Annotated in this window: 24 protein-coding genes and 1 pseudogene; 9 read left to right on the forward strand and 16 right to left on the reverse strand. The window is 71.5% G+C overall.

Annotated features, from left to right (window positions below):
• Window positions 1-25 precede the first annotated feature (25 nt).
• The 4 genes from ABWK59_RS00275 to ABWK59_RS00290 form a co-directional block, all read right to left on the reverse strand.
• Complete coding sequence (locus ABWK59_RS00275) at window positions 26-565, reverse strand: hypothetical protein (protein ID WP_354637117.1); 540 nt, start codon at window positions 563-565, stop codon at window positions 26-28.
• Window positions 566-655: 90 nt separating this feature from the next.
• Window positions 656-2,812 (reverse strand): WD40 repeat domain-containing protein, encoded by a 2,157-nt coding sequence (locus tag ABWK59_RS00280; RefSeq protein WP_354637118.1) that lies wholly within the window; start codon window positions 2,810-2,812, stop codon window positions 656-658.
• Window positions 2,813-2,929: 117 nt separating this feature from the next.
• A complete protein-coding gene (locus ABWK59_RS00285; RefSeq protein WP_354637119.1) occupies window positions 2,930-3,484 on the reverse strand; it encodes a GNAT family N-acetyltransferase in 555 nt (184 codons plus the stop codon).
• 928 nt (window positions 3,485-4,412) lie between these two features.
• Entirely contained in the window at window positions 4,413-5,537 is a 1,125-nt protein-coding gene (locus ABWK59_RS00290) for an alpha/beta hydrolase family protein (RefSeq protein WP_354637120.1), read from the reverse strand.
• A gap of 587 nt (window positions 5,538-6,124) precedes the next feature.
• Between ABWK59_RS00290 and ABWK59_RS00295 the strand changes: the two genes are divergently transcribed.
• On the forward strand, window positions 6,125-6,709 hold the full coding sequence (locus tag ABWK59_RS00295; protein ID WP_354637121.1) for a hypothetical protein: 585 nt from the start codon (window positions 6,125-6,127) through the stop codon (window positions 6,707-6,709).
• 113 nt (window positions 6,710-6,822) lie between these two features.
• Here ABWK59_RS00295 and ABWK59_RS00300 read toward each other — a convergent pair whose 3' ends face one another.
• The 4 genes from ABWK59_RS00300 to ABWK59_RS00315 form a co-directional block, all read right to left on the reverse strand.
• Window positions 6,823-7,401 (reverse strand): GNAT family N-acetyltransferase, encoded by a 579-nt coding sequence (locus tag ABWK59_RS00300; RefSeq protein ID WP_420492713.1) that lies wholly within the window; start codon window positions 7,399-7,401, stop codon window positions 6,823-6,825.
• Window positions 7,402-7,447: 46 nt separating this feature from the next.
• Window positions 7,448-7,711, reverse strand: coding sequence for a hypothetical protein (locus tag ABWK59_RS00305; RefSeq protein ID WP_354645198.1), 264 nt, complete (start codon window positions 7,709-7,711; stop codon window positions 7,448-7,450).
• 147 nt (window positions 7,712-7,858) lie between these two features.
• Complete coding sequence (locus ABWK59_RS00310) at window positions 7,859-8,770, reverse strand: ABC transporter substrate-binding protein (RefSeq protein WP_354637122.1); 912 nt, start codon at window positions 8,768-8,770, stop codon at window positions 7,859-7,861.
• A gap of 960 nt (window positions 8,771-9,730) precedes the next feature.
• Entirely contained in the window at window positions 9,731-10,990 is a 1,260-nt protein-coding gene (locus ABWK59_RS00315) for a UTRA domain-containing protein (protein ID WP_354637123.1), read from the reverse strand.
• Here ABWK59_RS00315 and ABWK59_RS00320 point away from each other — a divergent pair.
• The 3 genes from ABWK59_RS00320 (at window position 10,898) to ABWK59_RS00330 (ending at window position 12,963) form a co-directional block, all read left to right on the forward strand.
• The gene (locus ABWK59_RS00320) at window positions 10,898-11,404 is read left to right on the forward strand and encodes a SigE family RNA polymerase sigma factor (RefSeq protein ID WP_354637124.1); all 507 of its coding nucleotides are present in this window, start codon (window positions 10,898-10,900) and stop codon (window positions 11,402-11,404) included. The two genes, ABWK59_RS00315 and ABWK59_RS00320, sit on opposite strands and share 93 nt — an antisense overlap.
• Window positions 11,401-12,117 carry a hypothetical protein gene (locus ABWK59_RS00325; protein ID WP_354637125.1) on the forward strand — a complete coding sequence of 239 codons (717 nt, stop codon included), beginning with the start codon at window positions 11,401-11,403 and terminating at the stop codon, window positions 12,115-12,117. Before ABWK59_RS00320 ends, ABWK59_RS00325 begins: the two co-directional genes overlap by 4 nt.
• A 72-nt stretch (window positions 12,118-12,189) precedes the next feature.
• Window positions 12,190-12,963 (forward strand): L,D-transpeptidase family protein, encoded by a 774-nt coding sequence (locus tag ABWK59_RS00330; RefSeq protein ID WP_354637127.1) that lies wholly within the window; start codon window positions 12,190-12,192, stop codon window positions 12,961-12,963.
• A gap of 460 nt (window positions 12,964-13,423) precedes the next feature.
• On the opposite strand, the gene ABWK59_RS00335 is transcribed toward ABWK59_RS00330, so the two are convergent.
• On the reverse strand, window positions 13,424-14,152 hold the full coding sequence (locus tag ABWK59_RS00335; protein WP_354637128.1) for a TetR/AcrR family transcriptional regulator: 729 nt from the start codon (window positions 14,150-14,152) through the stop codon (window positions 13,424-13,426).
• A gap of 89 nt (window positions 14,153-14,241) precedes the next feature.
• On the opposite strand from ABWK59_RS00335, the gene ABWK59_RS00340 reads away from it, so the two are divergent.
• A complete protein-coding gene (locus tag ABWK59_RS00340) occupies window positions 14,242-15,102 on the forward strand; it encodes an SDR family oxidoreductase (protein WP_354637129.1) in 861 nt (286 codons plus the stop codon).
• Window positions 15,103-15,250: 148 nt separating this feature from the next.
• Window positions 15,251-15,434, forward strand: a pseudogene (locus ABWK59_RS00345) (helix-turn-helix domain-containing protein); the annotation flags it as partial.
• A 520-nt stretch (window positions 15,435-15,954) separates the two neighbouring features.
• On the opposite strand, the gene ABWK59_RS00350 reads toward ABWK59_RS00345, so the two are convergent.
• A complete protein-coding gene (locus tag ABWK59_RS00350) occupies window positions 15,955-16,353 on the reverse strand; it encodes a VOC family protein (RefSeq protein WP_354637130.1) in 399 nt (132 codons plus the stop codon).
• A 94-nt stretch (window positions 16,354-16,447) separates the two neighbouring features.
• On the opposite strand from ABWK59_RS00350, the gene ABWK59_RS00355 reads away from it, so the two are divergent.
• Window positions 16,448-17,437, forward strand: coding sequence for a helix-turn-helix transcriptional regulator (locus ABWK59_RS00355; RefSeq protein ID WP_354637131.1), 990 nt, complete (start codon window positions 16,448-16,450; stop codon window positions 17,435-17,437).
• 729 nt (window positions 17,438-18,166) lie between these two features.
• Here the strand turns inward: ABWK59_RS00355 and ABWK59_RS00360 are convergent.
• On the reverse strand, window positions 18,167-18,793 hold the full coding sequence (locus tag ABWK59_RS00360; RefSeq protein ID WP_354637132.1) for a TetR/AcrR family transcriptional regulator: 627 nt from the start codon (window positions 18,791-18,793) through the stop codon (window positions 18,167-18,169).
• Between the two features lie 158 nt (window positions 18,794-18,951).
• Between ABWK59_RS00360 and ABWK59_RS00365 the strand changes: the two genes are divergently transcribed.
• Window positions 18,952-19,326, forward strand: a complete 375-nt coding sequence (locus ABWK59_RS00365) for a hypothetical protein (protein WP_354637133.1) — start codon at window positions 18,952-18,954, stop codon at window positions 19,324-19,326.
• On the opposite strand, the gene ABWK59_RS00370 is transcribed toward ABWK59_RS00365, so the two are convergent.
• The gene (locus ABWK59_RS00370; protein WP_354644784.1) at window positions 19,282-20,334 is read right to left on the reverse strand and encodes an IS630 family transposase; all 1,053 of its coding nucleotides are present in this window, start codon (window positions 20,332-20,334) and stop codon (window positions 19,282-19,284) included. The two genes, ABWK59_RS00365 and ABWK59_RS00370, sit on opposite strands and share 45 nt — an antisense overlap.
• 192 nt (window positions 20,335-20,526) lie before the next feature.
• Here ABWK59_RS00370 and ABWK59_RS00375 point away from each other — a divergent pair, with 192 nt between their 5' ends.
• The gene (locus tag ABWK59_RS00375; protein WP_354637134.1) at window positions 20,527-21,195 is read left to right on the forward strand and encodes a hypothetical protein; all 669 of its coding nucleotides are present in this window, start codon (window positions 20,527-20,529) and stop codon (window positions 21,193-21,195) included.
• An 83-nt stretch (window positions 21,196-21,278) separates the two neighbouring features.
• Here ABWK59_RS00375 and ABWK59_RS00380 read toward each other — a convergent pair whose 3' ends face one another.
• The 4 genes from ABWK59_RS00380 to ABWK59_RS00395 all read right to left on the reverse strand — a co-directional run bounded on the left by ABWK59_RS00380 (window position 21,279) and on the right by ABWK59_RS00395 (window position 24,302).
• On the reverse strand, window positions 21,279-21,434 hold the full coding sequence (locus ABWK59_RS00380; RefSeq protein WP_354637135.1) for a hypothetical protein: 156 nt from the start codon (window positions 21,432-21,434) through the stop codon (window positions 21,279-21,281).
• Window positions 21,431-21,628, reverse strand: a complete 198-nt coding sequence (locus tag ABWK59_RS00385) for a hypothetical protein (RefSeq protein ID WP_354637136.1) — start codon at window positions 21,626-21,628, stop codon at window positions 21,431-21,433. Before ABWK59_RS00385 ends, ABWK59_RS00380 begins: the two co-directional genes overlap by 4 nt.
• Before the next feature lie 287 nt (window positions 21,629-21,915).
• Window positions 21,916-22,647, reverse strand: a complete 732-nt coding sequence (locus ABWK59_RS00390; protein WP_354637137.1) for a dienelactone hydrolase family protein — start codon at window positions 22,645-22,647, stop codon at window positions 21,916-21,918.
• A gap of 392 nt (window positions 22,648-23,039) precedes the next feature.
• Window positions 23,040-24,302, reverse strand: a complete 1,263-nt coding sequence (locus ABWK59_RS00395) for an SUKH-4 family immunity protein (protein WP_354637138.1) — start codon at window positions 24,300-24,302, stop codon at window positions 23,040-23,042.
• Between the last annotated feature and the right edge of the window lie 262 nt (window positions 24,303-24,564).

The following is a 24,564-nucleotide window of genomic DNA, read 5'->3' on the forward strand; positions in this document are numbered from 1 at the left end:
TCTGCGAGGGTCGACTCGGGCAGGGTCAGGCGAGCTTCGGGCCGCTGCCGCCGCCGGAGTGCGACGGGGGCTCGGGGTCTTCCCAGGTGTTGTAGTCGAGCGTCGGGGCGTCGGCCGAGCTGAAGCTGGACTGTGCCGTGACCGGGCCGCCGGTCTCGCCCGCGACGACCACGGTGACGGGCTTGTCCCGGGTGGTCGGAGGGGCCTGGGCGACCGGCGCGTCCCCGCCCTCGATGGCCCGCAGCGACGTCGCATTGGACTCGTCCACGGTGTTGTAGTTGGCGACCATCAGGCGCAGGTTCGCCGCGACCTGGGCGCTGTTCGCGAGGAACTTCTCGATGCCCTCCAGCACCTGCGTCTGGTGCTCCGCCAGGCCGCCGACCGACCCGGTGGATCCGGTCAGCGACTTGGCGAGCCGGTCGGTGCCGTAGACCGTCGGCTTGATCTGTTCGACCGTCGCCTTCAGCTCGGCGGTGGGCCGTTCCAGGTCGTCCAGCATGGTCTGGATCATCTTCGCCGCCGCTTCGACCTGTTCCAGGTCGATCCGGAACTTTCCCTCCGCCATTTCCACCCCTGCTGCTGCGCATCTGTGGCCGATGCCCCCGAAGGCCATCGGCGGTGAACTCGCCCTGCTCCAAATATTGCTGACGTAGCGTCAGAGCGTGACGGCCCCGCCCGGGCCGACCACGTACAGGCCCGTCTCGGTGAACGAGATGGCCAGCGGCGCGCGGTCCAGCGGCGCCTCGTTCAGCAGCGTGCCGCTCCCCAGGTGCCAGAGCCGCACGGTGTCCTGCTCGTCCCCGGCCGCGACCAGCGCCTCGCCGTCCACCTCCTGGCAGACCAGCGACCGGATCCGCGCCGCTCCCCCGGCCAGTCCGGTGACCGCCCGGCCGTCCTCCACGTCGAAGGCCCGGACGGCGCCGTCGGCCGTGCCCGCCAGCACCACCGGCCGCCCGGCGTGGGTGGCGAAGGCCAGCGCCGCGACCGGGCCGGCCAGCCCGCCCACCACCGGGCCCGGTGCGCCGGTGACGGCGTCCCAGACGCGCAGGGTGCCGTCGCCGCCCGCGGTGGCGATCAGCGGACGCGGCAGCTGCGGGCCGATCGCCAGCGCGGTGACGCCTTGCTGATGGCCCGCCAGCCGGAGCAGGGGGGCTCCGTCCAGCGCGCCGCGCACCCGCACCACGCCGTCCGCGCCGCCGGAGGCCAGGGTGGTGGCTCCGAGCGCCAGGCAGGTCACCGGGCCGGTGTGCGGAGTGGGAACGGACAGCGGGGTGCCGTCGGTCAGCCGGTGGCAGCGCACCGCGCCGGTCACGGTACCGCAGACCACCAGGCCCTCGGTCACCGCGACGGAGCTCACCGACCCGCCGTCGTTGGCGAGTTGGAGATGCTCGACGCCGCTCCCCCAGAGCCGCACGGTGCCGTCGCCGTACCCGGCGGCCAGCACCTGGGCGCCGTCCGCGGTGGTCCCGGCGGCCAGCGCGTTCACCGGGCGCGGGCCGGTGGCCGGCCCGGCCGGCTCCCAGGTCGCCAGCGCCGTGCCGTCGGCCGGGTCGAAGAGCCTGATCCGGCCGCGCTCGTCACCCACCGCCAGCGCCACGGCACCGCCCTGCCGGACGACCGCCAGCGCCGTCAGCCAGACGCCGCGCACGGCCCAGCCGTTCAGTCCGGTGCCCCGGTAGACGTCCCAGGTGCGCACCGTGCCGTCCAAGGCGCAGGAGGCGAGCACCGGTTCGCCGGCCAGCTCGGTGAAGGCCAGGCCGGTGACGGTGGCCGAGTGGCCGACCAGCACGGCCAGCGGCTCGCCGGTGGCCAGGTCCCAGAGCCGGATCTCGCGGTCCACGCCGGCCGAGGCCAGCACCGCCTGGTCACCCAGCGAGAGCACCGCCAGGGAGGTGACCCGCTCGCTGTGGCCGACCAGCAGGTGCAGCCGGGTCCCGGCCGCCGCGTCCCAGACCCGGACGGTGCCGTCCCCGCCGGCGGCGGCCACCAGGTCGAGCCCGGCGCAGCGCGCGTGCACCAGGGCGGAGGCGCCCCGGCCGTTCACCGCGAGCAGCCCCAGGCCCTTGCCGTCCTCGGCCCGCCAGGCCCGCACCTCGCCGTCCCGGCCGCCGGAGAAGGCCAGCGGCACGCCCTCGACCACCGCGGCGGCCACCACCTGAGCGCCCTCGCCACCCGAAGTCCCGTGCAGCAGTGCACCGGTGGTGGCGTCCCAGACCTGGACGGCGCCGTCCTGCGCACCGACCGCGAACAGGTCCCGCTCGCCGACCCGGCCCAGGGCCACGGCGGTGGGGAGCAGTCCGGCCTCCTCGTCCGAGTCGCCCAGCGAGGCGCCGTGGTCGGCCAGTTCGGCCAGGCCGAAGCCCCGGCCGGCCACCGCGAGGGCGAAGGCGGGACGGCCGGAGACGGTGCCGATGGCGGCCGTCGGGGCCGCTTCGGCCGGATCGACGGCGGCCAACTGAACCAGATTGCTCGGGAGTTGGGCCGGTGCCGCAGGCTGGATCAGCTGACCGGCGAGCGCCTCCAGCATCCGGGCGATGCCGGGCACCGGGGTGTCGGTGCCGTCCGCCCAGGTCAGCTCGCCGGCCACCAGTCGCCGCGCCTCGGCGGCCCCGCCGCCGACCCCGGGAGCGGCGTTGCGCAGCGCGTTGAGCACCCGGGCGGGCACCGCCGGGTCCACCGTCGCGGAGCGCACCACCTCGGTGCCGGCGCTGTGGTGGCGCACCCGTAGCGCGCCGGCCTGGTCGAGGGTCAGTTCAAGTCTGCCTCCCGGCAGTTGCTCCCCGCCGACCGTGAACTCCACCAGTCCCGACATCTTCCGAACCCCCAGCCCTGGTACATGGACAAACAGCCGCGCGATGCGCGTAGATCAAACGTGCATGTGGATCAGTAGTGGATCAATCCGTGTGACGCGCCCGGTGGCGCCCGCGGCTCAACAGAGGTCCTCGGGCACCAGGGTCGCGTAGACGGCGTCGTGCAGCTTCTGGGTCCGGGAGCTGCGGAACAGTGCGGGCCGGAACCCGGCCCGGCGGAACCCGATGGAGGCTCCGACCACCTGCACGCCCATGTTCTCGGCCGCGGCGTACGCGTCGATCCGCCGCAGCCCCAACTCCTCGAAACCGAACCGACAGACCAGCCGCATCGCGGAGGCCGCCGTGCGCAAGCGCCGGTGCTCGGGCAGCAGCCAGATCGAGATCTCGGCCGCACCCTCCTCCTGTCTCAGGTCCACCAGCTCGGCCAGCCCGATCGCGGGCCCGCCCTCGCCCGCGGAGCCCTCGTCCGCCAGGGCCACCGCGAAGTACGCGGCCTTGTCGGCGCTCCAGAGCCTGGGGGCGACTTCGGCGATCCAGCGGACGGCGGACTCCCGGTCGGGGTGGCTCAGGACGCCCTGCATGAACTCGCGCACCAGGGGATCGCGGGCCCCCACCCGCAGCGTGTCGGCGTCGCGCTCCTGCGGCCTGCGGACCAGCACCTGGCCGTCGCGCATTTCTGAGAGCGCTTCCACTGAGCTCAGCGAGCAGGCGGCGCCCCGATTCCTCCCCATGAGCCGTATAGAAGCACCTTGACGCCGGAGGATCAACCCGGCTGGATTCGGACCTACCTGCCAGTAGCCACAACTTCCTCGCCTGTTCACCGACTTGCGGAGGCCCACTGACAGTTCGTTTGTACACGGAACGGCCGGGGGTGCTCCGGCACAGGGCGGGCCGCCGACCGGGGTGCCCCCGGCGGCTTGCGTGGAGATTCCGGGCTGGGTTTCCGGAGGGCTTGCGGTTGGTGACGGTGGTCACGCCCCGGACCGAGTCCGACGGAGGACAGGGGGATTGGCGACGGGGTGACGCATCGTCTGGGCTTGAGGTCTGCGGCGGGGCGCGCCGGCAGGAGCCGGTGGCCACCGCGCTGTCGGGTGACCGGGCCAAGTCCGTGTACGCATTTGGCACCCTCCGCCGCGGTACCCTTGACCAGCTGATGCGCGACGTGCGCGAGACCCACCGCCGGGATGAGTGCGGCTCCGGTGGCGAGGGTGACGAAGTTGACGCCGGAGGCGCGCAGGGGCCGATGGCGACCGTGCCGGGTTGCTGTTCGCCAGGCGGCCGGCAAGTGCCGGGACGAAGACGATGGGGACGTAGCGACGAGCGGCATGACGATGGCCATGGGCCCGTTGTGGAAGTCGGTGGCGCGCGCCGTTGATCCTGCCTTGGCGCTGCCGTTGCTCCGGGTGTTGCTGGTGTACGCGTAGATGAGTGGTCGTTCTGCTGACGGCGCACGCTGACCGAGCGCCGACGAAGCGGCCGGCACCGCTGCTCGCGTGGGCGGCTGTCTGCGGACCCGGCGCATTGCCCTGCGGGACGGGGCAGCAGGAATCGGTAGGCCGCAAGGCGGCCTACCGATTCCTGGAGCGTGGGGCGTGGTCGGACTCAGGCGAAGAGTTCGGCGAGCAACGCGGGGTCGATGGTGATGGGGGCGGGGCGGTAGGTGGGTGGCTGCATGCCCATCAGCTCGCGCACCAGGAAGTCCCAGCCGCGCTTGCGGACGTAGGCCAGGTTGTCGATGAACGTGTGCTCGGCGCCCGGAACGATGAGCAGCTCGAAGTCCTTGTCGGCGGCGATGAGCCGGTCGGCCAGACGGAGGGTGTGGTCGGGGTGGACCCGGTCGTCCATCTCGCCGTGGACGAGCAGCAGCTTGCCCGCCAGCCGGTCCGCGAGGTCCACGTTGGAGGCCCGGGCCCAGGCCTCCGGATTGTCCGCGCCGTCGTAGGCCTCCACGAAGTCCAGGCTGAAGGAACGGGCCTCGTGCGAGCCGGAGAGGGCCACGCCGGCCTTGTACACCTCGGGGAAGTCCAGCATCGCCCGGACGGTGGCGAACCCGCCGCCGGAGTGGCCGAACGCGCCCACCCGGTCCAGGTCCATCCACGGCCGGGTCTCGGCCAGCTGGCGCAGCGCGGCGACGTGGTCGGCCAGGCAGCCCGCGTCGGCCAGGTGGCCGTAGGAGGCGTCGTGGAAGGCCTTGCTCCGGCCCGGGGTGCCGCGCCCGTCCACCGCGACCACCACGAAGCCGAGCGCCGCGAGGGGTTCCGCGTCGAGGCCCATGCCGCCGGGGTCGAAGCCCGGGTCGATCCGGTTGGTCTGCGGGCCGGGGTAGATGTTGTCCACCACCGCGTAGCGCTGGGCGGGGTCGAACCCGTGAGGGTGGTACAGCACCCCGTAGATGTCCGTCACCCCGTCGGCCGCCTTGACACGGAAGCGTTCCGGCGGCGTCCAGCCGGTGGCGATGAGCTTGCCGATGTCGGCGCGCTCCAGCTCGACGAGCACCCGCCCGGTCCAGTCACGGACGCGGGTCACCGGCGGGGTGTCGACGGTGGACGCGGAGTCGATGAAGTAGTCCATGGTGTCCGACAGGGTGACGATGTGGTCCAGCTCGTCGTCGGTGACCTTGGCGAAGCCGGAGCCGTCCAGACCGACCCGGCACACCGTGCGCCGGTACGGGTCCTCCGCGACCAGCCCGGAGGAGGCCCGCGTCGGCCAGGTCGCGCAGGGCCTCACGGAGGAGGCCCGGCTCGATACACAGAGCCATGGCCGCGGCCGTCACCGGAAACGTCGCCGTTCGGGCGAGGTGCTGCCGCGGACCGGCAGCTCCCGCGAACGGCCGGCCAGCCGGGCCCGAGCCGGCGGGCGCGGCACACGCGCGACAACCGCAGGGCGGCGCGCGGGGGTCGGCGGCCCCGACTCAGGGGCTGCTCTTGTGTACGCGGAGCGCCCCGCCGACCGTTTCCGCGTGGTGTGGAGCTTGCGCAGGACCCGGGCGACGTGCTGCTCGACGGTCCGGGGCGAGAAGGAAGGAGCAGGCGTTGGGAGTCGATCACGGGTGCTCCTCTCCAGTCCGGCAGTGAGGGGCGGTCAGGCCCCGGTCACAGAAGATGCGCAGGCTCCCGACCGCGCCACCTCGGTGGACGGCGCTGCCCTCGACCGGCTGCTCGCCGACCCCGGGTACCTGGTGCACGCCGAGCCGGACCACCTCGTCCCGTACCTCGGCCGCGCCGAGGGTGAGCCGGCCGCGGCATGCTCGCGCGGGCTGCAAGTGGTGCGCCGAGGACCTCAACTGTCCCCGCTCCTGTCTAGGCTCACAGCTCATGAGCAACATCAACGACCCGGAGTGGGCCGACAACCCGCGCCTGGACCACTGGCTCCGCACCCGGGCAGCGGCCCTTCCCGAGTGGGCCGAACAGACCGCAGGGCAGTGGGACTTCAGCACCGGCTCCCTCGAAGGCCTCGAACGGGAGATCCGGCGGCGCTACACCTCCTGGGACGAAGCGCAGGCCGCCGGGGACAACGCGTTCATGGCCGTGTCCGCCTGGTACGTAGGTGAAGTCCACGTACGCACCTACGGCGCCGTCTGGCGGTGCGCTCCACAGCCAGGCTCCGGCGCCTACGCCCGCACCGTACCCGTCGTCACGCTCCCCAGAGAGGTTCTGGAGGACTGGGAGCTGGAAGAACGTCAGGAGAACGAGGAGCTGTACGAGGAGCTGTACGAGGACGACTTCCCCTACTGCGCCCCGTCCGAGGTTGTAGACCAGCAAGATCAGACCGCCGACCATCGGCTGGAGGTCAGGCCTGGGCTTTCGGGGTCGCTACCGCACCCCGCGGCGGCCGGCGGCGCGGCGGCGACGACGGCGATGCCGGCAAGGACACGGAGGGGGTGGTCCCACGGGTCATGAGAAGCGCTCTCCCGGACGACGGTCAGGGCCGTTGTCCGGCTCACCGTTGTGGGTGGATGAGGCGCAGTGATCAGTTGGTTGGGTTGCCGATACCGGGTGCCGAGCGATGCAACTCAGTGGGTGGGAATCGGCTCGGACGACGGCTGCCACTCCCGCCTGAGCAGCCCGTAGACCCACGAGTCGGAGACGTCGCCGTTGACGACGCAGTCCTCCCGCAACGTCCCCTCGCGCACGAAGCCGAGCTTCTCCAGCACCCGGGCAGATGCCACATTGCGCGTGTCGGCCTCGGCTTGGACGCGATTCAGGTCCAGCGTGTCGAACGCCCACCCCAACAGAGCGCGCGCGGCCTCGGTCGCGTAGCCCTGGCCCCACGCTGCATCGTTGTAGCAGTAGCCGAGCGACGCGCTGCGGAAGTCCGGATTCCAACTGTTCAGGGTGCACCAGCCGATGAACGCCCCGTCGGAGACCCGATCCACGGCCAACCGTGCCCCGGTGCCCTCCTGTTCCATCTGCCGGCAAGCAGTGATGAATTTCTCGGCGCGCGAGCGTTCGGTCCACGGTGGTGAGTCCCAGTAACGCAGGATGTGGGCGCTGCTCTGCAGTGCGAAGAGGTCGTTCGCATCCGCGTCTTCGAAGGCGCGCAGTCGAAGACGAGCGGTGTGCAACGACGGTGTGGGCAGCGACGCGCTCATCATCCCTCCCTGGTCGGTGGCCGACCAATCAGGCATCCGATGCGGGTCACTCGCAACGGGTTTCTCGGCGGGCTGGCAGATGTGTCCGCTCATCGGCGCGACCGAGCGCTCCCAGAGGGGGCATCTGAGGTGATGCCCGATTCGGCCTTTCGGTCGGGCTGAGCAGGCTGGTTGCGGCTCGCCGGAGGGGCTGCGGCCGTGGCAGGGTGAACAGCCCCTGCTCGGTCTCGACCAGGATCCCCCGCTCGGCGAGCCGCTTGAGCTTCAGACGGACGTTGTTGATGTTGCTGGGAGCGATCTCCACGTCCATCGCCCCGCATACCGCCCGCGCCGCAGCGGGGCGTCGGCCGCGGCGAACACCGCCATGATCTGCTGGTAGGCCGGATGGTCCGGCAGCTTCACGGCCGGCGGCACGGGCAGTGGCGGATCAGGCAGCTCCAGCAGTGGGGCCGAGCAGTCAGCTGCTCCCTCCGTTGACGATGGGGCTCGGGATCCCACCGATGGTGAGCTGACGACGGTTGAGGATCTCTTCGTACGTGCCGTTCGCCACCAGTCGGCGCATGGCCTTCTCCAGGACGTCGCGCAACTGGTGGTCGCCCTTGCGCAGGGCGATGCCGTAGGGCTTGGGCTGGATCTGCGACCCGGCGATGTCGAACGCCTGGCCGTTGGCCGCGGCTTGCGAGTTGTACAGCGCTTTCGGGTAGTCCGTGATGTAGGCGTCGGCCCGGCCGCCGCGCAGGTTGTCCATGGCCTCGGCGTCATCCGCCGTCTCCAGGGCCTTGAGCGGCTTCGCGAGATGGTCGCAGCCGGTCCGCTGGCGGTTGATGAGCTCGTTGTGCGAGGTCCCCTTCTTGACGGCGACGTTGCGCCCGCACAGGTCGTCGATCTTGGCGATCTTCGAGGGATTTCCCTTGCGGACCATGATGCCTGTGCCGGCCATGAAGTAGTCGACGAAGTCGACGCCCTCGTTGATCTTCTTGCCGGTCGCGTCCGCGCCTTGCTGGCGAGCGAGGTTGTCGGTGATGCCGGACATGGCGATGTCGTACTTGCTGTCCAGCAGCCCGGGCAGGACGTTGCCGAACGGGCCGACGTCCTGGAACTCGAACCTGACGCCGAGGATCTTCGCCATCGCGGTGGCGAGATCCGGGTCGAGGCCGTCCGCTCGGCCGGACGGATCGCGGAATATCACGGGTGCGGCGGTGAGGGAGGCACCGACCCGGATCACGCCGGCCTTCTTGACGGAGTCGGGGAGCTGGTCGTGCAGGGGCGCATCGCTGCCGGATGCAGCGGTGCCACAGGCACTCGACAGCAGGGCGGAGGAGATCGCGGCGGCGAGGGCGGCGTGGCCGCGCCCGAATCGAGGAGTCATCGTTTTCCCAGGTTGTTGCAGAGCGCGGCAGATTCGGGGCACGACGATGACTGAAGTGCCGAGAGCCCTCACTGGCCCGCTCCGGTGGAGAGCGTCACCTCCGGCCGCCGAGGTCGCCCGGGCCCACGCCCGGCGACCTCCGGAGGGACGCCATGCTGCGCTGATGATAGTCAGACCACCGGCCGATTGTGCACACCCCCCCCGGGCCCGGTCTGTGCCGGTCGGTGCTGGTCGCGGGCATTCAAGCAGTCCGCCGACAGGTTCGCGGAGGCCGCCCGCGCCGTCGGCAGCCCGCTGAACCCGCTGACCGCGACGACGCGGACCACCCCACCGGGCGGCCCGGCCGTGCGATCCGCCGCCCGCCCCACCGACCTTCGGGCCGCCGCTCCCACTCCGACCGCCACCCCGCGCCCGGAGATCCCACCACGGGACGCGGCCGGGGAACCCGGCGCCGGACACCGTTCGTGACCGCCGCCCGGCCCCACCTGGCCCCACCTGGCCCAGCAGACTGGCCCGGCCGTGCTCGCCGTACTGACCCGGGAGCACCACCCCGCGGCCGCGCAGCTGTATCCCCCTCCTGCCGGCCTGGGCTGGTGCGCGGTCCCGGGAGCCTTGGGGGCGGGTCGATGTGGTTCGACAGTGCGGTGCTCGACCAGCTCCTCGCCCAGGCGCCCGATCTCGTCCTGGCCGCACGCGCGGACCGCCCGCCGACCCCGGCCCAACTGGACGGCACACCAGCTGTTCTGCACCCACGAATGGACCAAGCCGCACGGGCGGGACCTGCCCAAGCCGGTGGGATCACGGCTGATCGCCCACATCAAGGCCGATGGGCACCGACCCGCAGAGGTGGCGGCAGAAGCCCGGCTACTACGGTGCGTAGCGTACTGCCTGAGTGCACCGGAGTCCTGTGCGGGTCGCGGCTCGGCGATGAGGGGAGCCGCAGGGCGGGTTTCGGTGGGGTCAGCGGGTGAACCAGGGGTTCGCCCCGCCGAGGGTCCAGACGGACACCTTGGTGACGCCGAGGCCGGTCAGGACTGCGAGCTTGCGGTCCAGCGACACGCGGTCGACGTAGTCGTACTGGACGCCGCCGGAGGTCCAGCGGATCTCCCCGGAGGAGGGGTCGCGGCGGCGCTCGATGGTGGCGGGGTCGGCGGAGAAGCCGGGGTTGTGCCTCATGTCGGCGAAGTGGATGTTGCCCGTGACGGCGTTCAGGTCGCACGGGGCGGGGGCGCTGTAGCCGTAGGAGGGCAGACCGATGACCAGGCGGTTGGGGTCGGGGACCTTCGACTGGGCGTAGGCGGTGACGTCCTTGAGCCAGTCGTACGGGGTGATGGGCAGGCAGGCGGCGCCGGGCTCGGTGTCGTACTGGTGGTCGTAGGCCATGATCACCAGCTCGTCGACGCCGGTGGCGCTGACGGCCGCGTAGTCGTAGAACGGCGCGTCCTCGGTCATCGCGGGTGCGTCGACCTGCAGGCGCTTCCCCTTGGCGTGCAGGGCGGTGGCGAGCCGACGCAGGAAGGTCTTGTAGTTGTCGAAGTCGGCCTTGCTCCAGGACCAGTAGTCCTCGAGGTCGACGTCGACACCGGTCAGGCCGGCGTCGACGACCAGGGAGGTGAGCCGGGTGACGGCGGCGGAGCGCTCGGTCCTGCTGCTGACCAGGGCGTGGACATCGGCGGTGGTCATCCCGGAGATCGTGGGGTACTGGTACCTGGAGTGGGCCGTGGGTTCGATGGTCTGGGCGGCGGTGGTGGGCACGATCCCGTACCGGTCGCCCGGGAGCCGGTAGAAGGATCCGGTTTCGAGGTCGGCCGCGGTCAGCCCTGGGACCAGGGCTTGGGGCAGGTGGAGGCGCTCCACACCCATGGGGTCGCCGCCGACCATCCGCAGCCGGGTGATGCGCAGCACCGGCTCACCGGGAGAGACCTGGAGCCTTCGGCCGAGCCTGGGCCCGACCACGGTCACGCGGTGGTCGACGGTGCGGCTGGTCCAGGTGCCGTCGACCGGAGGGCGAACCCGAAGTGGAGTGATCTGCGTCACAGAGGGCAACCGTGGGGCCGGCCCGGCCTGTTCGGCTTGTGTAGGGCTGGCCGGCACGTAGCACGTATCGCTGGACGAATAGGGCGGGGCATGGCGAGGGACTGGGCGGGGTTCGAGGAGTTCGTGGCCGTGTGCGGCCCACGGCTGCTGCGTTCCGCCTGGCTGCTCACCGGCGACCGGCACCTCGCCGAGGATCTGCTGCAGACGGCGCTGGCCCGCTGCTGGCCCAAGTGGCGCAGGATCGCCGACGAGCACCCGGAGGCATACGTCCGGCGCGCCATGGTCCGTGTCCATGCGAGCTGGTGGCGGCGGCGGTGGCGTCTGGAGGTACCGCACGAGTTCCTCCCGGAGGAGGCCGGGACCGACCGGTACGAGGAGGTGGAGCTGGGACACACCGTGGTTCAGGCCCTGCGCCGGCTGCCGCGCCGGCAGCGGGCGGTGGTCGTGCTCCGCTATCTGGAGGACCGCAGTGTCGAGGAGACCGCCGCCCTGCTCGACTGCTCCCCCGGCACCGTCAAGAGCCAATCCGCCAAGGCCCTGAGCGCCCTTCGCATGCACCTGCCCGACCACGCCACGATCCAAGGGGTGAGAGCGTGAGCGAACCCGAGCTGCCCGAGGACCCGACCCTGCTGCTCCTGCGGGACGTCCTGCTGAACGCCGTGCCCGTGGATCTCACGGGCCCGCCGGACCGGATGGCGCGGGTCCGGCGCCGGGTCCGGCGGACCCGGCGAGTTCGGGCCGCGGCACTCTGCCTGCCGCTGGCCGTCGCGGCCGTGCTGCTGGTGCCACGGGCCTCGCCCGGGCCGGACCGTCTGACGGTGATCGCCCCGCCGAGCCCGGCCGGCAGCCCGACCGCCGCCCCGGCCCGCCCGGGCCTCGATCAGCTGTACGGCTTGCAGCTGGCCACTCCGGAGGGCTGGTACCAGGTCGACGTACCGGCCCCGGACATCACGACCTCACCCACCCGCTACCTCTCCCCCGACCCCATCACACCTTCCAAGAACTGCCGGAACCCCTGCCTGCCGATCACCGGCCCGGGCACGGAGGACGTTCTGGTCGAGCTCCACATCGAGCACGACACCGGGCTGGCTGCCACGGCGGCATCCCGCCCTGCGGCATTCCCCGTCGGCTCATCGAACACCTGCCGAGGTATCAAAGGCGCCAGGACCTGGATGATCCTCCACGCCGTCGGACCCCAGGCGCCCGACGCGGTCCTGGTCGGGACCGCCTGCGCGGCCCTCTCCGACGAGGTCACCGCGCAGCTGCTCACCTCTCTCAACACCTCGGTGGAGTTCCCGCCGACCCTCTGAGTTCTCGCACCTCCCCCATCGACATCCCTGCAGACGAGGCGATCCGCCATGCCCTCATCCCGTCATGTCCGAATGTCCCGCCCGGCCCCGCCTGCCCTCACCGGCACCTGCGGGCTGCTGGTGCTCCTCCTCGCGGGCTGTGCGGCTCAGGCCCCGAGCCGCCCGGCCACACCGACGACCCAGGCCGCCGTCGCACCGGCCGGCCTGACCACATCGAGCGGCCGGCCGGTCGCTTCCGCCCCGACGGCACGCGCGGCCCCGGACGGGCTGGGGCCCGGTCTGCTCGCCCGGATACCGGACCGGACCCGCCAGCTGGTCGTGGTCACCGGTGAGGGCCCGGACTCCTCGCAGTCCAGCGTGGTGCTCTGGCAGCGGGACGCCACCGGCCTCTGGAACCCGGGGCAGACCTGGCCGGCGCACAACGGCCGCAACGGCTGGACCGAACAGCACCGCGAGGGAGACCTGCGCAGTCCCGAAGGCGTGTTCACGCTCAGCGACGCCGGCGGCAGGCTCCCCGATCCGCGCCCGGACGGCGGCCTGCCGTACCACCGCTCCGACGCCTTCAGCATCGGAGGCACCGGGTTCCTCGGCGAACCGCTCGCCGGTTCCTTCGACTACGTCGTCGCCATCGACTTCAACCGGAAACGCGGCCGCTCCCCGCTCGACCCCGCCAGACCGGAGGGCACGGAACGCGGCGGCGGGATCTGGCTCCACGTCGATCACGGCGGCCCGACCCATGCCTGCATCACCGTGGCCACCGAGCACATGGCCCAGCTCATACGGGAGTTGAACCCGGACGCCCACCCGGCCGTGGCCATGGGCACCACCGCTTTCCTGGCCAAGTGATCCACGGCTCGCCAACCGACGGAAACGACCTGATCGGCCCGGCGTCTCCCCCTCCAGGTCGGCGGTGCCTCCGCCCACCAGGCCGGCCGGGCAGACGAGGACGACTCGACGACGAAGACAGCGAGGACCAAATCCCGGCGACCTGGACGCCGCGAAGAGTGCGGGCCTGCCACGGAGTGCGCGGCCCCTGCAGTCCCCGCCCTGGCCGTTCCGCCGCGTCCCCGCGCAGTCGGTCGAGGGCGACGACGGCGAGGGCGGCCAGGCTGTGCTCGACGTGGGCCCGCACACGTCCGACCGGGTGAGTTCGGGTGAGTAGGCGGGCAGGAGGAATACCGTCAGCGGGGCAAGGGGAAGCCAGCCGGAGCCGTGTGGTCGCCCACCGTCTCCTCTCGTGGAGGCTGCTTGATCGCACGATCCCTCCCCGTGAGGTCCGACCCGCATGAGGGCGCTCGACCCGCGATCAGGCACGCGGAGCGCCACCGTCCGCCGCCAGGCGCGTGAGCCACTCACGCAGCAGGCGCTGCTCCGCGTCGCTCAGGACATCGGAGTCGTCGGGGAGGGCGGCGCGCAGCGCGCGGGCCGCCGCGGCGGGAGGGGACTCCGCGGCGGGAATCGCCGGCTCGGCGCGAGTGACGGCCGCGACCATGGACTCGCGCAGGACGGTCAACAGCGCCGGATTGCGGCGGTCCGCGGGGGTGGAGTGCCAGGTGGTGACTGCGCCCTGGCCGGTTGCCTGGATGATCTGGGCGGCCAGTTCCTCGTCGACCCGCAGCCATCCCCCGGCCGCCAGCCGACGCACCCGCCCATGGAGGATCTCCAGGCCCGAGCGGTGTGCTGCGTCCGATCCCAGGCCGGTGGCCCGGTTCATCACCGCGAACAGCTCGGGGCGGGAGACCCCGAACTCGACCACCGTGTCCCAGCCGCGACGCAGGTCCTCCACCGGGTCCTGCGGGGCGGGGTCGAGCTGCGCGCGCTTTCTCTCCAGGAACTGCGCGTAGCCGTGCTCGGCGACGGCCTCGAGGAGCCCCTCCTTGTCGCCGAAGAGGCGGTAGATCGCCGGCGGCTGCATTCCGGCCGCGGCGGCGACCGCGCGGGTGCTGACCGCGTCAGGGCCGCCGTTCTCCAGCAGCTCGACGGCTGCCTCGACGATGCGGCGCCGAGGGTTGTCGGTTGAGTCGCGTGTAGCCATGAACCGATGATACCGAGGATCTGTTTCCATCGGAATTTCCAGTGTTACTGTTGGAGCGATTCCACCGGAAGCAGCATCGGGAGAACCCAATGATCATCGTTACCGGAGCCACCGGAAAGCTCGGCCGCCGCACCGTCGAGCGCCTGCTGGAGCGCGTCCCCGCCGACCGCCTCGGCGTCAGCGTCCGCGACCCCCGCAAGGCCCAGGACCTCGCCGACCGCGGCGTCCGTGTCCGGCAGGGCAGTTTCGACGACCCCGACTCGCTCACGCACGCCTTCGAAGGGGCCGAGCAGCTGCTCCTCGTCTCCCTCGACCGCACGGGCGAGGAGTGCGTCAGCGGCCACCGTGCCGCCATCGACGCCGCCGTGAAGGCCGAGGTCGGCCGCATCCTCTACACCAGCCAGATGGGCGCTGCCCACGACTCCCGCTTCCAGGCCTGCCGGGACCACGCCAGGACCGAGGACCTGCTGCACGCCACCGGCCTGCCCTGGACCGCACTGCGCAACGGCTTCTACGCGGCCAGCGCCCTGCAGTTCCTGGAGTCCGCCCGCCACACCGGCGATATCGCCCTTCCCGCCGACGGCCCTGTCGCCTGGACCGGCCACGACGACCTCGCCGAGGCCACCACGGCGATCATCCTCGATGAGGGGCGCTTCGACGGGCCCACCCCGCCGCTCACCGGGCCGGCGGCGCTCGACTTCGACGCCGTCGCCGAGATCGCGTCGCAGACCACCGGACGGCCCTTCACCCGCACCGTCGTCCCCGACGACGCCTTCCGTGACCAGGTCCTGGCGAACGGCGCCCCGGCCCCGATCGCCGACCTGATGCTGAGCATCTTCGGCGCGGCACGGGATGGCGAGTTCACCACGGTCGACTCGACGTTGGCCGAGCTGATCGGACGGGAGCCCGCCACCTTCCGCACCCAGTTGGAGCGTGCCTGGGCCGAATAGATCCAGCGGGGCGCGCAGACGGCCCCGGCCTGGCTCGCCGCCCACAAGGCTCGTTCTCTGTCGCCCGAGGCATCGATCGCCAGATCGGGGGCCTCGGGCACACAACCCAGGGTCCGCATCAGATTCCGCACCATCCCAGGGGCTTCCCGTGCCCCACCCCCATGCCCCGGCTGACCATCCACGGCAGACGGCTCCTCGTCGAACGGGTCCGCGCCGGCAGGCCCATCGCCCAGGTCGCCGAGGAAATGGGCATCTCCCGCACCACAGCCCACACATGGGTCCGGCGCTGGCGAGACGAAGGCGATCCGGGGTTGTACGACCGTTCCAGTCGAGCTCGGCCTGCTGCCCGAGTGGGACGCTCTGGAGGCGCGCCGGCTGCCGGCCGAGCTGGAGCAGGAACTCTGGCCGGCACTGCGGCTGCCCGCCGCCCCTGACGCCCGAGGCCGGGCGCTGCGAGCTGCGAGCTGCGAGCTGCGCCCCACCGACGACCCCGCCTCGCCGCTGTGGCTGGTCCGCCGATGGCTGTATCTCGCGGAGGACCAACAGGACCACTGCGGCGGGCCGACGAAGGAGTTGGTGGCCGAACTGCACCACCTGGCCGCCCAGCTGCTGGCCGGTCCGCTGTCCTGTGGCCAGCCGCGGTCGGACTCGTGCTCCCGTGTCTCAGCCGATCTGGTCCCGGGCCGGGTCCACGGTGACCGCGCGCAGCTTGGCAACCGGCGCGGGCACCGACAGCGCCCGGCGCGGCTGGCTGGTCTCGATCCGGTCCGCTTCGCTCGACGTCTCAGATGATCTGGCCCGTATGAAACGTGCCGCCTGGACCGGGCCCCCGCCCAGGCGGCTTCGCTGTCGTCAGCGAGCGAACTTCTCGATGGCCGCCGGTGTGACAGGGGTGAAGAAGTTGACGAGGTTGCCGTCGGGGTCACGGAGCAGGAGCGACCGGTTGCCCCAGGGCATCGTGGTGGGCTCGGTCACGAAGTCGGCGACGAAATCGGCCAGGTTCCGGTACACGTCGTCCACGTCCGCGACGAGGAATTCGATGATCACGGTGTTGTTGTCGGCCGGACGGGCGGAGCCGGGCGCGAACAGTGCCACGGTGCGGGTGCTGCCGATCGCGAGGGTCGCGCTGGCGGTCCGCAGTTCGGCGAAGTCCTCGGTGGACCAGTCCGCCCGCACTCCGGTGGCTCGCTCGTAGAAGTCGACGAGGCGCGCGATGTCGCCGGTGATGATCCGGATCGAGACGAAGTCCATGGTGCTCTCCTCAGGTTGGTGAAGCCGTTGCACCTCGGACGCTAGAGCAAATAGTGGACAGAACCGGTCCGGTATCAGCGCTAGGCTCGTGGGCATGGTCCGACCTACCAGCCGCGTGCTCACCCTCCTGGAACTCCTGCAGTCGGGCGGCATCAGAACGGTGGCCGAACTCGCCGACCGGCTCGGGGTCGACGGGCGCACCGTGCGGCGGTACGTGGGCCACCTGGTCGACCTCGACATCCCCGTCGAGGCGGTCCGTGGCCGCTATGGCGGGTACCGGCTCGCCCCCGGGTACCGCCTGCCTCCGCTCATGCTCAACGACGACGAGGCGCTCGCCGTGCTGCTCGGCCTCGTCGCCGGCCGCAGGACCGGGTTGCTGACGGCGACCGAGACCGCGGGCGAGACGGCGGCGGCCAAGATCCGCCGGGCACTGCCCGAGCGTCTGTCCCGTCGGCTCGACGCCGTCATGGAATCCCTCGCCTTCACGGCTCCGCCCGGGGAGTCGGCCACCCCGGAGACAGGGGTCCTGCTCGCCATCGCCGATGCGGTACGCCACCGCCGCCCGGTCTCGATCAGGTACACCGCCCGAGACGGCCGACGAAGCGAACGCACGCTGCACCCGTACGGGATCGTCACCCATACGGGCCGGTGGTACGTCACGGGCACCGATCCCGGGATCGGCCAGGACCGGACTTTCCGGCTCGATCGCATCGCGGACGCCAGGGCGCTACCCGGCTCGTTCGAGCCGTCCACTGGACTCGATCCGGCCCAGCGCGTCCTGTCAGGGCTCGCCAAGGCCGCGTACCGGCACGAAGTGACCCTGCGGATCCACGGAACGGTCGAACAGATCCGCACCCGACTCCCCGCCAGCGTCGCGAGCGTGGAGGAGCCCGAACCCGCGGAGGGCACAGATCCGCACACCGAGCGCTGGCTCCACGTCGAATTGAGAGCAGAGCGGCTCGACTGGTTGCCTCCCGTGCTCGCCGCGCTCGACCGGCCGTTCGTCATCGAGCGACCGGACGAACTCCGAGACCTCGTCATCGCGCTCGCCGACCGGCTCACCACCTCTGCCCGCCGAGCCTGACGCCGCCGTCCACTGCGAGAATCCCCGCTGCGGGTTCCCCTGCCACGTGGCCTCCGGCCCGTACGGGTCGGGCACCGGGGCGTCGAGGACGCGTTCGGATTCCTCGTCGCTGGAGTGGCGGCCGTCTGCGCGGGGCTGCTGGAGGAGACGCCGGTAGCGGCTCATGGCGGGCGGCCTTCCGTGGTGGGGCCGCGCAGACGGGGCGGATGGTGTGGCCGGGGCCGACGGGGTGGCCGACCCGTGGACGGCCGAAGAGCAGGTCGTAGCCGGGTGGGAGCTGGAACAGGACGCGGTCCGTGAGCTGGCCGCCGACGACGTCGGCGACGGTGGACAGGACGGCGCCGATGCCCACAGAGGTCGAGGTGACCGTCGCCATCTGGTCGGCCGTCTTCGCCTGGCGCGGGCTGGTGGCATGGCCCATGAACAGTCGGCCTCCCACTCCGGCCTGGACCAGGCCGGAGTGCTGGTCCGGCAGATCACCGCTGCGCTGACCTCGGCCGGGCACACCGTCGCGGCGGCGGAATCGCTGACCGCCGGGCGGCTGGGCGCGCACGGCCGCGCGCTGACACCTCCACAGGGCGCCTGGCTGGCCGAGGGAGAGGTGGGCGCCCGGGGGCCGCGACGCGAGGCCCCTCGGTGGGCCGGTCACAGTGAGAGTTCGACGCGATGTCCCCACGTGTCCTACCGGTCCGGAACATGCGGCCCCAGGAAGGCCGACCTGGGCCGTGTCTAGGAGACTGCCTCGAAGCCGGCGCAGAGCAGTCTGACGCTTCGGGTGAACTTCTCCTCCTGGCTCAGCCGTGGGACCCGCGATCCCATGAGAAGGGGGAACTGCTCGCGCAGGCTGGTGTGGAGCTCGGCGGTGACGGGTGGGGGAACGGTGAACTGGTTCTGCTCCTGGAGCACGAAGCCGGTGACGTGGCTGAGGAGGGTGTCGGCGGCGATGCCGCAGTGGTCGGCGGGCAGGCCGGCGTCGACGAGGGTGCGCAGCAGGCGTTCCATCAGGGCGAGGGCGCCGGTGCTGAGCGTGGCGGGGCTCTCGGCGAGGAGTTGGGCGCCGCCAGGGTGCTGCTTGATGCTCCGGCGCAGGGCGGTGGCCTGAGCCTCGATGCGGTCTTGCCAGGTTGCGGTGGGTGGCAGGGCGGCGAGGGCTTCGGTGCCTCCGTCGTATGCCCGGCGGCATACCCGGTCGGCCATCAGAGCGAGGAGTTCGTCCTTGCCCCGCACGTGGTAGTAGAGGCTGCCGGCGTGGGTGTCCAGGCGGTCGGCGACCTGACGCATGGACAGGTTCTGGTAGCCGACCGCGGCGAAGACGGCCATCCCCGCGTCGACGATGCGCTCCTTGGTGAGCTTCATGCACCCACCGTACAGCGCTTTCCAACACCGTTAGAAAGCTGTGCTAGTGGTTCGTCTCGGATCGTTGTCCGGGTAAATCGGTAGGCTGCCCCGGGTTGTGGCCAGTGCGGGAGGAGTGGCGAGTGAGCGAGTCGGGTGCCTCCGGTCGGGGGTTGGCCGTGAACAACTCCGTGTCGCTGGGTGTGTTCCTCGCGGTGGCGTCGGAGGCAAGGGTGCCGTTCCCGGTGGTCGAGCTGGCGGGCCGTGGCGTCACCGCAGGTGCGGCCGCGAACCGCTGGGTGCTTGAGGTCGGCAAGCCGTCGGTGGACGGGTTCACGCTGGCGGACAAGCTGATCGAGTTCGGCGAGTGGGAGGAACGGCTCGTCGGCCTGTGGCAGGCGTTCGGGCGGGGCGAGGTGGAGATGACGGACTTCGAGGCCCAACTGGCACAGATCGTCACGGCCATGGAGGGGTGGCCGAGAGTGCCCGAGGGCCCGGTGGAAGACTTCTCAAGCCGCCTTCGCCGGGTACTGGGTCCAGGTTCGGATGGGTGAGTCAGGGGCGAAGTTGGTCTTCGGTTCGGCGCGTGCGTTGTGCCAGCGGATGTAGGCGCCGATGGCGGCGTTCTGTTCGGCGTGGCTGCGGTGGTCGGTGCCGTTGAGCGCGAAGTAGCGAAGGGCCGCAAACTCGGCCTCGATCCAGTTCAGCCATGAGCCGTAGGTGGGAAGGAAGACCAACTCGACCTGGTTGTCCGCCGCCCAGGCCCGCACGTTGGGGTGCTTGTGCGGGGAGAAGTTGTCCAGCACGACGTACAGCTTCTCCCCGGGCCAGCGGGCGCGCAGGGCCTTGAGCAGGTCGAGGAACTCGCGCTTGCGCTTGCGGATCCGGTAGTAGAGCTTGCCGGTGGCCAGGTCGAGGGCGGCGAGCATGTGCATCACGCCGTCGTAGCGGTTGTAGGTGGCCCGTAGCCGGCGTGGCGAACGCGCGGGGCGCCACGCTTTGCCCTTGCGGGGCTGGAGGTTGAGCGGTCCGAATTCGTCGACGCAGACCACCCGGCCGTCGGCGGGCGGCGCGTCGTAGAGCTCCAGGACGCGGTGCATCTTGGCGATGAACGCCGGGTCCGTGGAGGCCTTCCACGTCGTTGTCGTCTGCCAGCAGACCTTGCCCTCGTGCAGGATCCGGCGCAGGGTCTCCCGGCTGACCGCGGTGACGACCCTGCGCTTGACCAGGTGCTCGGCGAGCTTGGTCAGGCTCCAGGTGGAGAACGCGGCGATGCCCCAGTCGGCGGGGGACGTCCGGGCGATCAGGCAGATGCGCTCACGCACCTTGTCACTGATCGTCTTCGGGCGTCCCCCGCTCCATTTTGGGTCCAGCGCGTCGAACCCCCGCTCGTTGAAGGCGTGGATGACATCGCGCGCATAGTCCTCGCCGACCCTCAGCAGCGAGGTGATGTTCTTCACCGGCTGGCCCTGTGCGGACATCAGCACCACGATCGCCCGCCGCAGCCGGACCGGATCCTTCGAGGTCCGGCCGATCCGTTGAAGCCGTCGGCCCTCCTCCATACTCACCGGCCGGACGAACACTCCCGGACGACGCCCCACGACCACCTCCAAGATCAGATCCCGGAGACAGCCTGACGGACTACCAACAGCCGATCAATTTCCCGGTCGACCTATCGAGCCGAGCCACTAGCTTTGCGCCGTCAGATTTTCGAACGGCGTTGGAAACGCCGCAACCGGGGGGAGAGGTCAGGCATGGGGGCGATCCTGTTCAACGTGACCACGGCCGCGCTGATGGTCATGATGGTCAACTGCGGGCTCGGCGTGGTCGGCCGCGACACGCTGCGCGGGCGGGCCGTCCCATGGGCGGCGGTCGCCCTGACCGTGCTCGCCGTCGGCGGTGTCCTGCTGCAGCTGGCGTGGCCCGGCGCCATGGACGCGCTGGACGCAGACCCTGCCAAGTCCGGCTGGTGGCGCGAGTTCACCTCGGTGTTCATGCAGAACGGCGGTCTCTTCGGCGACCTGTGGAACCTCGCCACCCTGGCCGCCGTCGCCGCGCTCGCCCAGTGGTACTGGGGCGGCGTCCTGACCCTGGCCTTCTTCCTCGCCGGCATCGTGCTGCCCGGCCGGATCGACACCGTACTCGGCCTCGGCGACGGCCCCAGCACCGATCCGCGCAACTTCGCGGGCAGTTCCGGCGCCACCTACCTCCTCGGCGCCACCCTCGCCCTCGCCCTTCTCACCCGCACGCGCCTCCCGAAGGAGATCGTCCTGGCGGCGGGCGTCCCGGTGCTCGGCCTCGCGGTGTGGCTCGCCCAGGACAACGGCCACGGCCTGGTGTCGGTCTACGGGTTCGCCCTCGGGGCGGCCGCGTGGGCGGTCCGCCGCCGACGGGTGCGCCCGGCCCCGGCCCAGCGCCCCTGAGCCGCCGACAGACGGGCAGGACCGCCAACACCCCGAGCGGGACCAGCACCTCTCACGTCGCATCTTCGGCGGAGCAGTGGCCGTCAGGTGCCGGCAGTCTGATCGGTGTGCACCGTCACGAGACCGTCGCGGCCAACTGCGCGCAGTTGGCGCAGTTGGCGCGCGGCCCCGTTGCCGTCCCGCAGCAGGCACTCCAGCAGGGGCACGATGTGCCGCCGGTCCACCTTTCTGTCGATCACCGGTCGATGTGGTCCAGCAGGGCGGCTACCGCGTCGCCAGCGTCGGCCAGCCTGCCGGAGATCGGGGACGAGCGCGAGGCAACCTGGCGCGAGCGCGCGCTGAACGCCGAGGACGCACCAAGGCCGCCCAGGCCGAGATCCTCGCCCAGCGCATCCGCATCGGCGAACTCCTTGGCCAGATATGGGACTTGCAAGCTGAGTGGACCGAGGAGGCCATTCAAAGGGTCCGCCGGCTGAACGCCGACAGATCGCACCCTCGACGAGCGACTCAAGGCCGCCCGCTCCAACCTCCGCTTCCAGGACCGGCGCGTCGCCGACCTCGAAGCCCGCCTCACCGGCAGGAACCACCGACCTGATCACATCCCGTCGGCATCTCATGGCCCGGTCCACCGTCCCGGTGCACCGGCCCGTCCCACGAGTCCGCGACGCGCTGACCGGGATCGGATCCCGGTCAGCGCGTCGCGGACCGCAGCCAGCAAAATCAGCCGAGGTGTCTGGCGAAGAACCGCAACGTGCTGTCCAGCTCGAATGCCGGGATCTCCCCGTGCTTGCCGGGGTTGGCATGCAGCGTCTTCTCGGCCGAGGCCAGGGCATCGAACAGCGCCAAGCTCTGGGCCCGCGGCACCCGCTCGTCGTCCCACTGCACCAGGAACTCCACCGGGACAGTGATCCGCGCGGCAGCCTCGGCCGACACCAGAGCCCCGCCCAAGCCCAGCACCGCCGCGCGAACCCGAGATTCGGCGGCAACGAACGGAACACCGAGTCCGCAACCCAACGACACACCCCAATAGCCCACCGGACCAGCGCCGACGTGGTCGAGGTCCTGGACCGCGTCCAGGACCGCCCGCCATTCCGGGACAGTCTGGCGAGCGACGAGCGCCTGGAAACCAGCGATCAGCGGAGCCAGCTCCTCGCCGGCATCCACGCGAGCCCGGTTCTCGGTCGCGATCCGGTCGTACTCTTCATCGTTCGGCCGATCGCCGTGGCCGGGCACGTCAACCGCCGCCACCGCGAAACCACACTCGGCCACGAAGCGGCGCGCACGGGCCACGATGCCCGGGGCCTTCTTATGCTGACCGCCACCGTGTCCCATAAGGATCAGGGGACGAGGCCCGGCGGCGCCCGTCGGCGTCCACAGCACACCGGGAATCTCACCGAGAGCAAAGAGCTGTTCGCGGACGCCGTCAGACGACGCCTCAGAGGTGAAGCGCATAGCGTTTCAAGCCTTTCGGGATGCCTTCCGCGGGCACTCCCTAGACCATGCAGAGAGGGAGCCCCGACCTGTCACAGCGTTGATCGGTCTCACCTCCTCAGTTCGCAGCAGCGCACGGCGACGCCGAACCTATCACGAGAGCTTCCGCGTCTACACGAAGCCATCGACAGAGCGAATGCCGCCTGCTGCGGCACGGGTTGCTCCAGCGACCCCATCCCATCGTCACCAACATGTAGTCTATGAATCGCCGCAGTTCAGAGTAGGTGCACGAGCTCCTGCGGTCGGGACCGGCGGCGGGTGCGCCGCGTCGGGTGACGGGGCTGCTGCGAGCGGCGGATCGCTGCTCCGACCCTGACCGGGCCGCAGACCGGTTGGCTCTCCGGCAGAGCGGGTCAGGCGCCCAAGGAGTAGCAGTGGTCCTCGGTCGTCTGCCGCCACCACCACTCGTCGTCCTGCTCCGCCGCTGCCTCCGGGTCGATCCGGGCCAGCGACGTACGGACGAAGGCGAGGAAGGCGTAGTGCTCACCGAATTCGTCGCCGCCTCGGGTGTTGCGGCCCACCGACAGGCAGAGCGCCCAGTCGCTCATCGCCAGGCAGGCGGCAAAGGCGGTGAACGAGGTGTTGACCGTGTCGCCGTACGAGTCGACGACCCGGCCGGTGGGGAGGTCGACCCAGAGGGCCGGCTCGCCGTGGACGTGGGCGATCAGCAACCGCCCGTCCGTGAGGGCGAGTTCCTCCATCGCCCGGTCGGTGTCCAGCCAGCCCAGCGCCGAGATCCGGGGCAGCCCGAGCGTCCCCAGCGCCCGCACCGATTCCGCGTCGCCGGTCGCCTCGGCGAGGCGCGCGGGGTCGGCGAGGACCAGGCCGCGGTAGTACGGCTGCACGTCCTCGGGCGTGAGCCGCCCGCCGTCCCACCAGACGTCCCGGGGCAGCAGGTTGGGCGCGGTTTCCCGGCGGTGCGGCCCGACGGGCGGGTCCAGTTCGGTGACCGCCTCCGCGGCCGGGGCGCTGAAGTCGATCAGCGCGGCACCGCTGTAGCCCGCGAGCAGGACCCGCTCGCCGGGCAGCACCCGAATCTCGTCGTCGTGCGCCACCGGGTAGAGCGCGTGGACGGAGGCCGTCCCGGCCCGGGTCACGGTGATCTCGGCCATCGCGTAGAGCGGGTCGCCGGCATCCAGCGGCGAGTCGGGCACGGTCGCCGGCTCCGCCGCCGCCGGCTCGTCCGGTGTCGGCTCTCCGAGGGGTGCGCCGGTCTCCAGGGTGTACCAGCGGTAGGTGTGGTCGTAGCGCGACCGCAGGCACACCTCCGTCCCGCCGGCCCGGAAGCCGTGCAGCTCGACCGGGCCGGTCCAGCCCGGTGCGAGGCTGCGGGTGTCCCACACCTCGATCGGCCGCCAGTGCGCCCAGACCACCCGCCAGGGCATCGCATGGCCGAGGTCGTCCAGCCACCGGGCGAGCCCCAGGTCACCCCGCATCAGGGCGGCGAACCGCAGCCGCGCCGCCCACTCCGCCGGGCCGGCCCCGTCCTGCGTCCCGTAGACCCGGGCGACCTCGGCCAGTGCCTCCGGGTACTCCGCCAGTTGCTCCGGAAACCCTGCCGGCCGCCATTCGGTGGTCGTCCCCATCGCCGCTCCCCCGTCCGTTCTGGTGATCATCAACGGCGAGCCTAGGGCACCTTGCCGACACCTCGCTATGGCGCCCGCGCAGCGGGCACTGGTCCCGGCCTACCTCGACTATCACCCGACGAGGCCTCCCCGCCGACCCCGTCCACCTCGCACGCCCGTTCGGCACGACACCCGCCGCCATCGCCTGCACCCGCGCCGCCCACCCAGAACGGTTCACCACCGATCCCGCCGAGGCGCGCCCCCGGGGTGGGAGCGAGGGCTCCGAACGGCGAGCCGCCAACCGGCTTCTCCC

Origin of the sequence: Kitasatospora sp. HUAS MG31, from assembly GCF_040571325.1 — a bacterium.
Lineage (GTDB): Bacteria > Actinomycetota > Actinomycetes > Streptomycetales > Streptomycetaceae > Kitasatospora > Kitasatospora camelliae.

What these genes read in the sequence shown, in the direction of transcription:
- ABWK59_RS00275 (WP_354637117.1), bottom strand. Translation starts at nt 565, where the DNA reads ATGGCGGAGGGAAAGTTCCGGATCGACCTGGAACAGGTCGAAGCGGCG.
- ABWK59_RS00280 (WP_354637118.1), bottom strand. Translation starts at nt 2,812, where the DNA reads ATGTCGGGACTGGTGGAGTTCACGGTCGGCGGGGAGCAACTGCCGGGA.
- ABWK59_RS00285 (WP_354637119.1), bottom strand. Translation starts at nt 3,484, where the DNA reads ATGCGCGACGGCCAGGTGCTGGTCCGCAGGCCGCAGGAGCGCGACGCC.
- ABWK59_RS00295 (WP_354637121.1), top strand. Translation starts at nt 6,125, where the DNA reads ATGAGCAACATCAACGACCCGGAGTGGGCCGACAACCCGCGCCTGGAC.
- ABWK59_RS00300 (WP_420492713.1), bottom strand. Translation starts at nt 7,401, where the DNA reads ATGAGCGCGTCGCTGCCCACACCGTCGTTGCACACCGCTCGTCTTCGA.
- ABWK59_RS00305 (WP_354645198.1), bottom strand. Translation starts at nt 7,711, where the DNA reads ATGGACGTGGAGATCGCTCCCAGCAACATCAACAACGTCCGTCTGAAG.
- ABWK59_RS00310 (WP_354637122.1), bottom strand. Translation starts at nt 8,770, where the DNA reads ATGACTCCTCGATTCGGGCGCGGCCACGCCGCCCTCGCCGCCGCGATC.
- ABWK59_RS00320 (WP_354637124.1), top strand. Translation starts at nt 10,898, where the DNA reads ATGGCGAGGGACTGGGCGGGGTTCGAGGAGTTCGTGGCCGTGTGCGGC.
- ABWK59_RS00330 (WP_354637127.1), top strand. Translation starts at nt 12,190, where the DNA reads ATGTCCCGCCCGGCCCCGCCTGCCCTCACCGGCACCTGCGGGCTGCTG.
- ABWK59_RS00335 (WP_354637128.1), bottom strand. Translation starts at nt 14,152, where the DNA reads ATGGCTACACGCGACTCAACCGACAACCCTCGGCGCCGCATCGTCGAG.
- ABWK59_RS00340 (WP_354637129.1), top strand. Translation starts at nt 14,242, where the DNA reads ATGATCATCGTTACCGGAGCCACCGGAAAGCTCGGCCGCCGCACCGTC.
- ABWK59_RS00350 (WP_354637130.1), bottom strand. Translation starts at nt 16,353, where the DNA reads ATGGACTTCGTCTCGATCCGGATCATCACCGGCGACATCGCGCGCCTC.
- ABWK59_RS00355 (WP_354637131.1), top strand. Translation starts at nt 16,448, where the DNA reads ATGGTCCGACCTACCAGCCGCGTGCTCACCCTCCTGGAACTCCTGCAG.
- ABWK59_RS00360 (WP_354637132.1), bottom strand. Translation starts at nt 18,793, where the DNA reads ATGAAGCTCACCAAGGAGCGCATCGTCGACGCGGGGATGGCCGTCTTC.
- ABWK59_RS00370 (WP_354644784.1), bottom strand. Translation starts at nt 20,334, where the DNA reads ATGGAGGAGGGCCGACGGCTTCAACGGATCGGCCGGACCTCGAAGGAT.
- ABWK59_RS00375 (WP_354637134.1), top strand. Translation starts at nt 20,527, where the DNA reads ATGGGGGCGATCCTGTTCAACGTGACCACGGCCGCGCTGATGGTCATG.
- ABWK59_RS00390 (WP_354637137.1), bottom strand. Translation starts at nt 22,647, where the DNA reads ATGCGCTTCACCTCTGAGGCGTCGTCTGACGGCGTCCGCGAACAGCTC.
- ABWK59_RS00395 (WP_354637138.1), bottom strand. Translation starts at nt 24,302, where the DNA reads ATGATCACCAGAACGGACGGGGGAGCGGCGATGGGGACGACCACCGAA.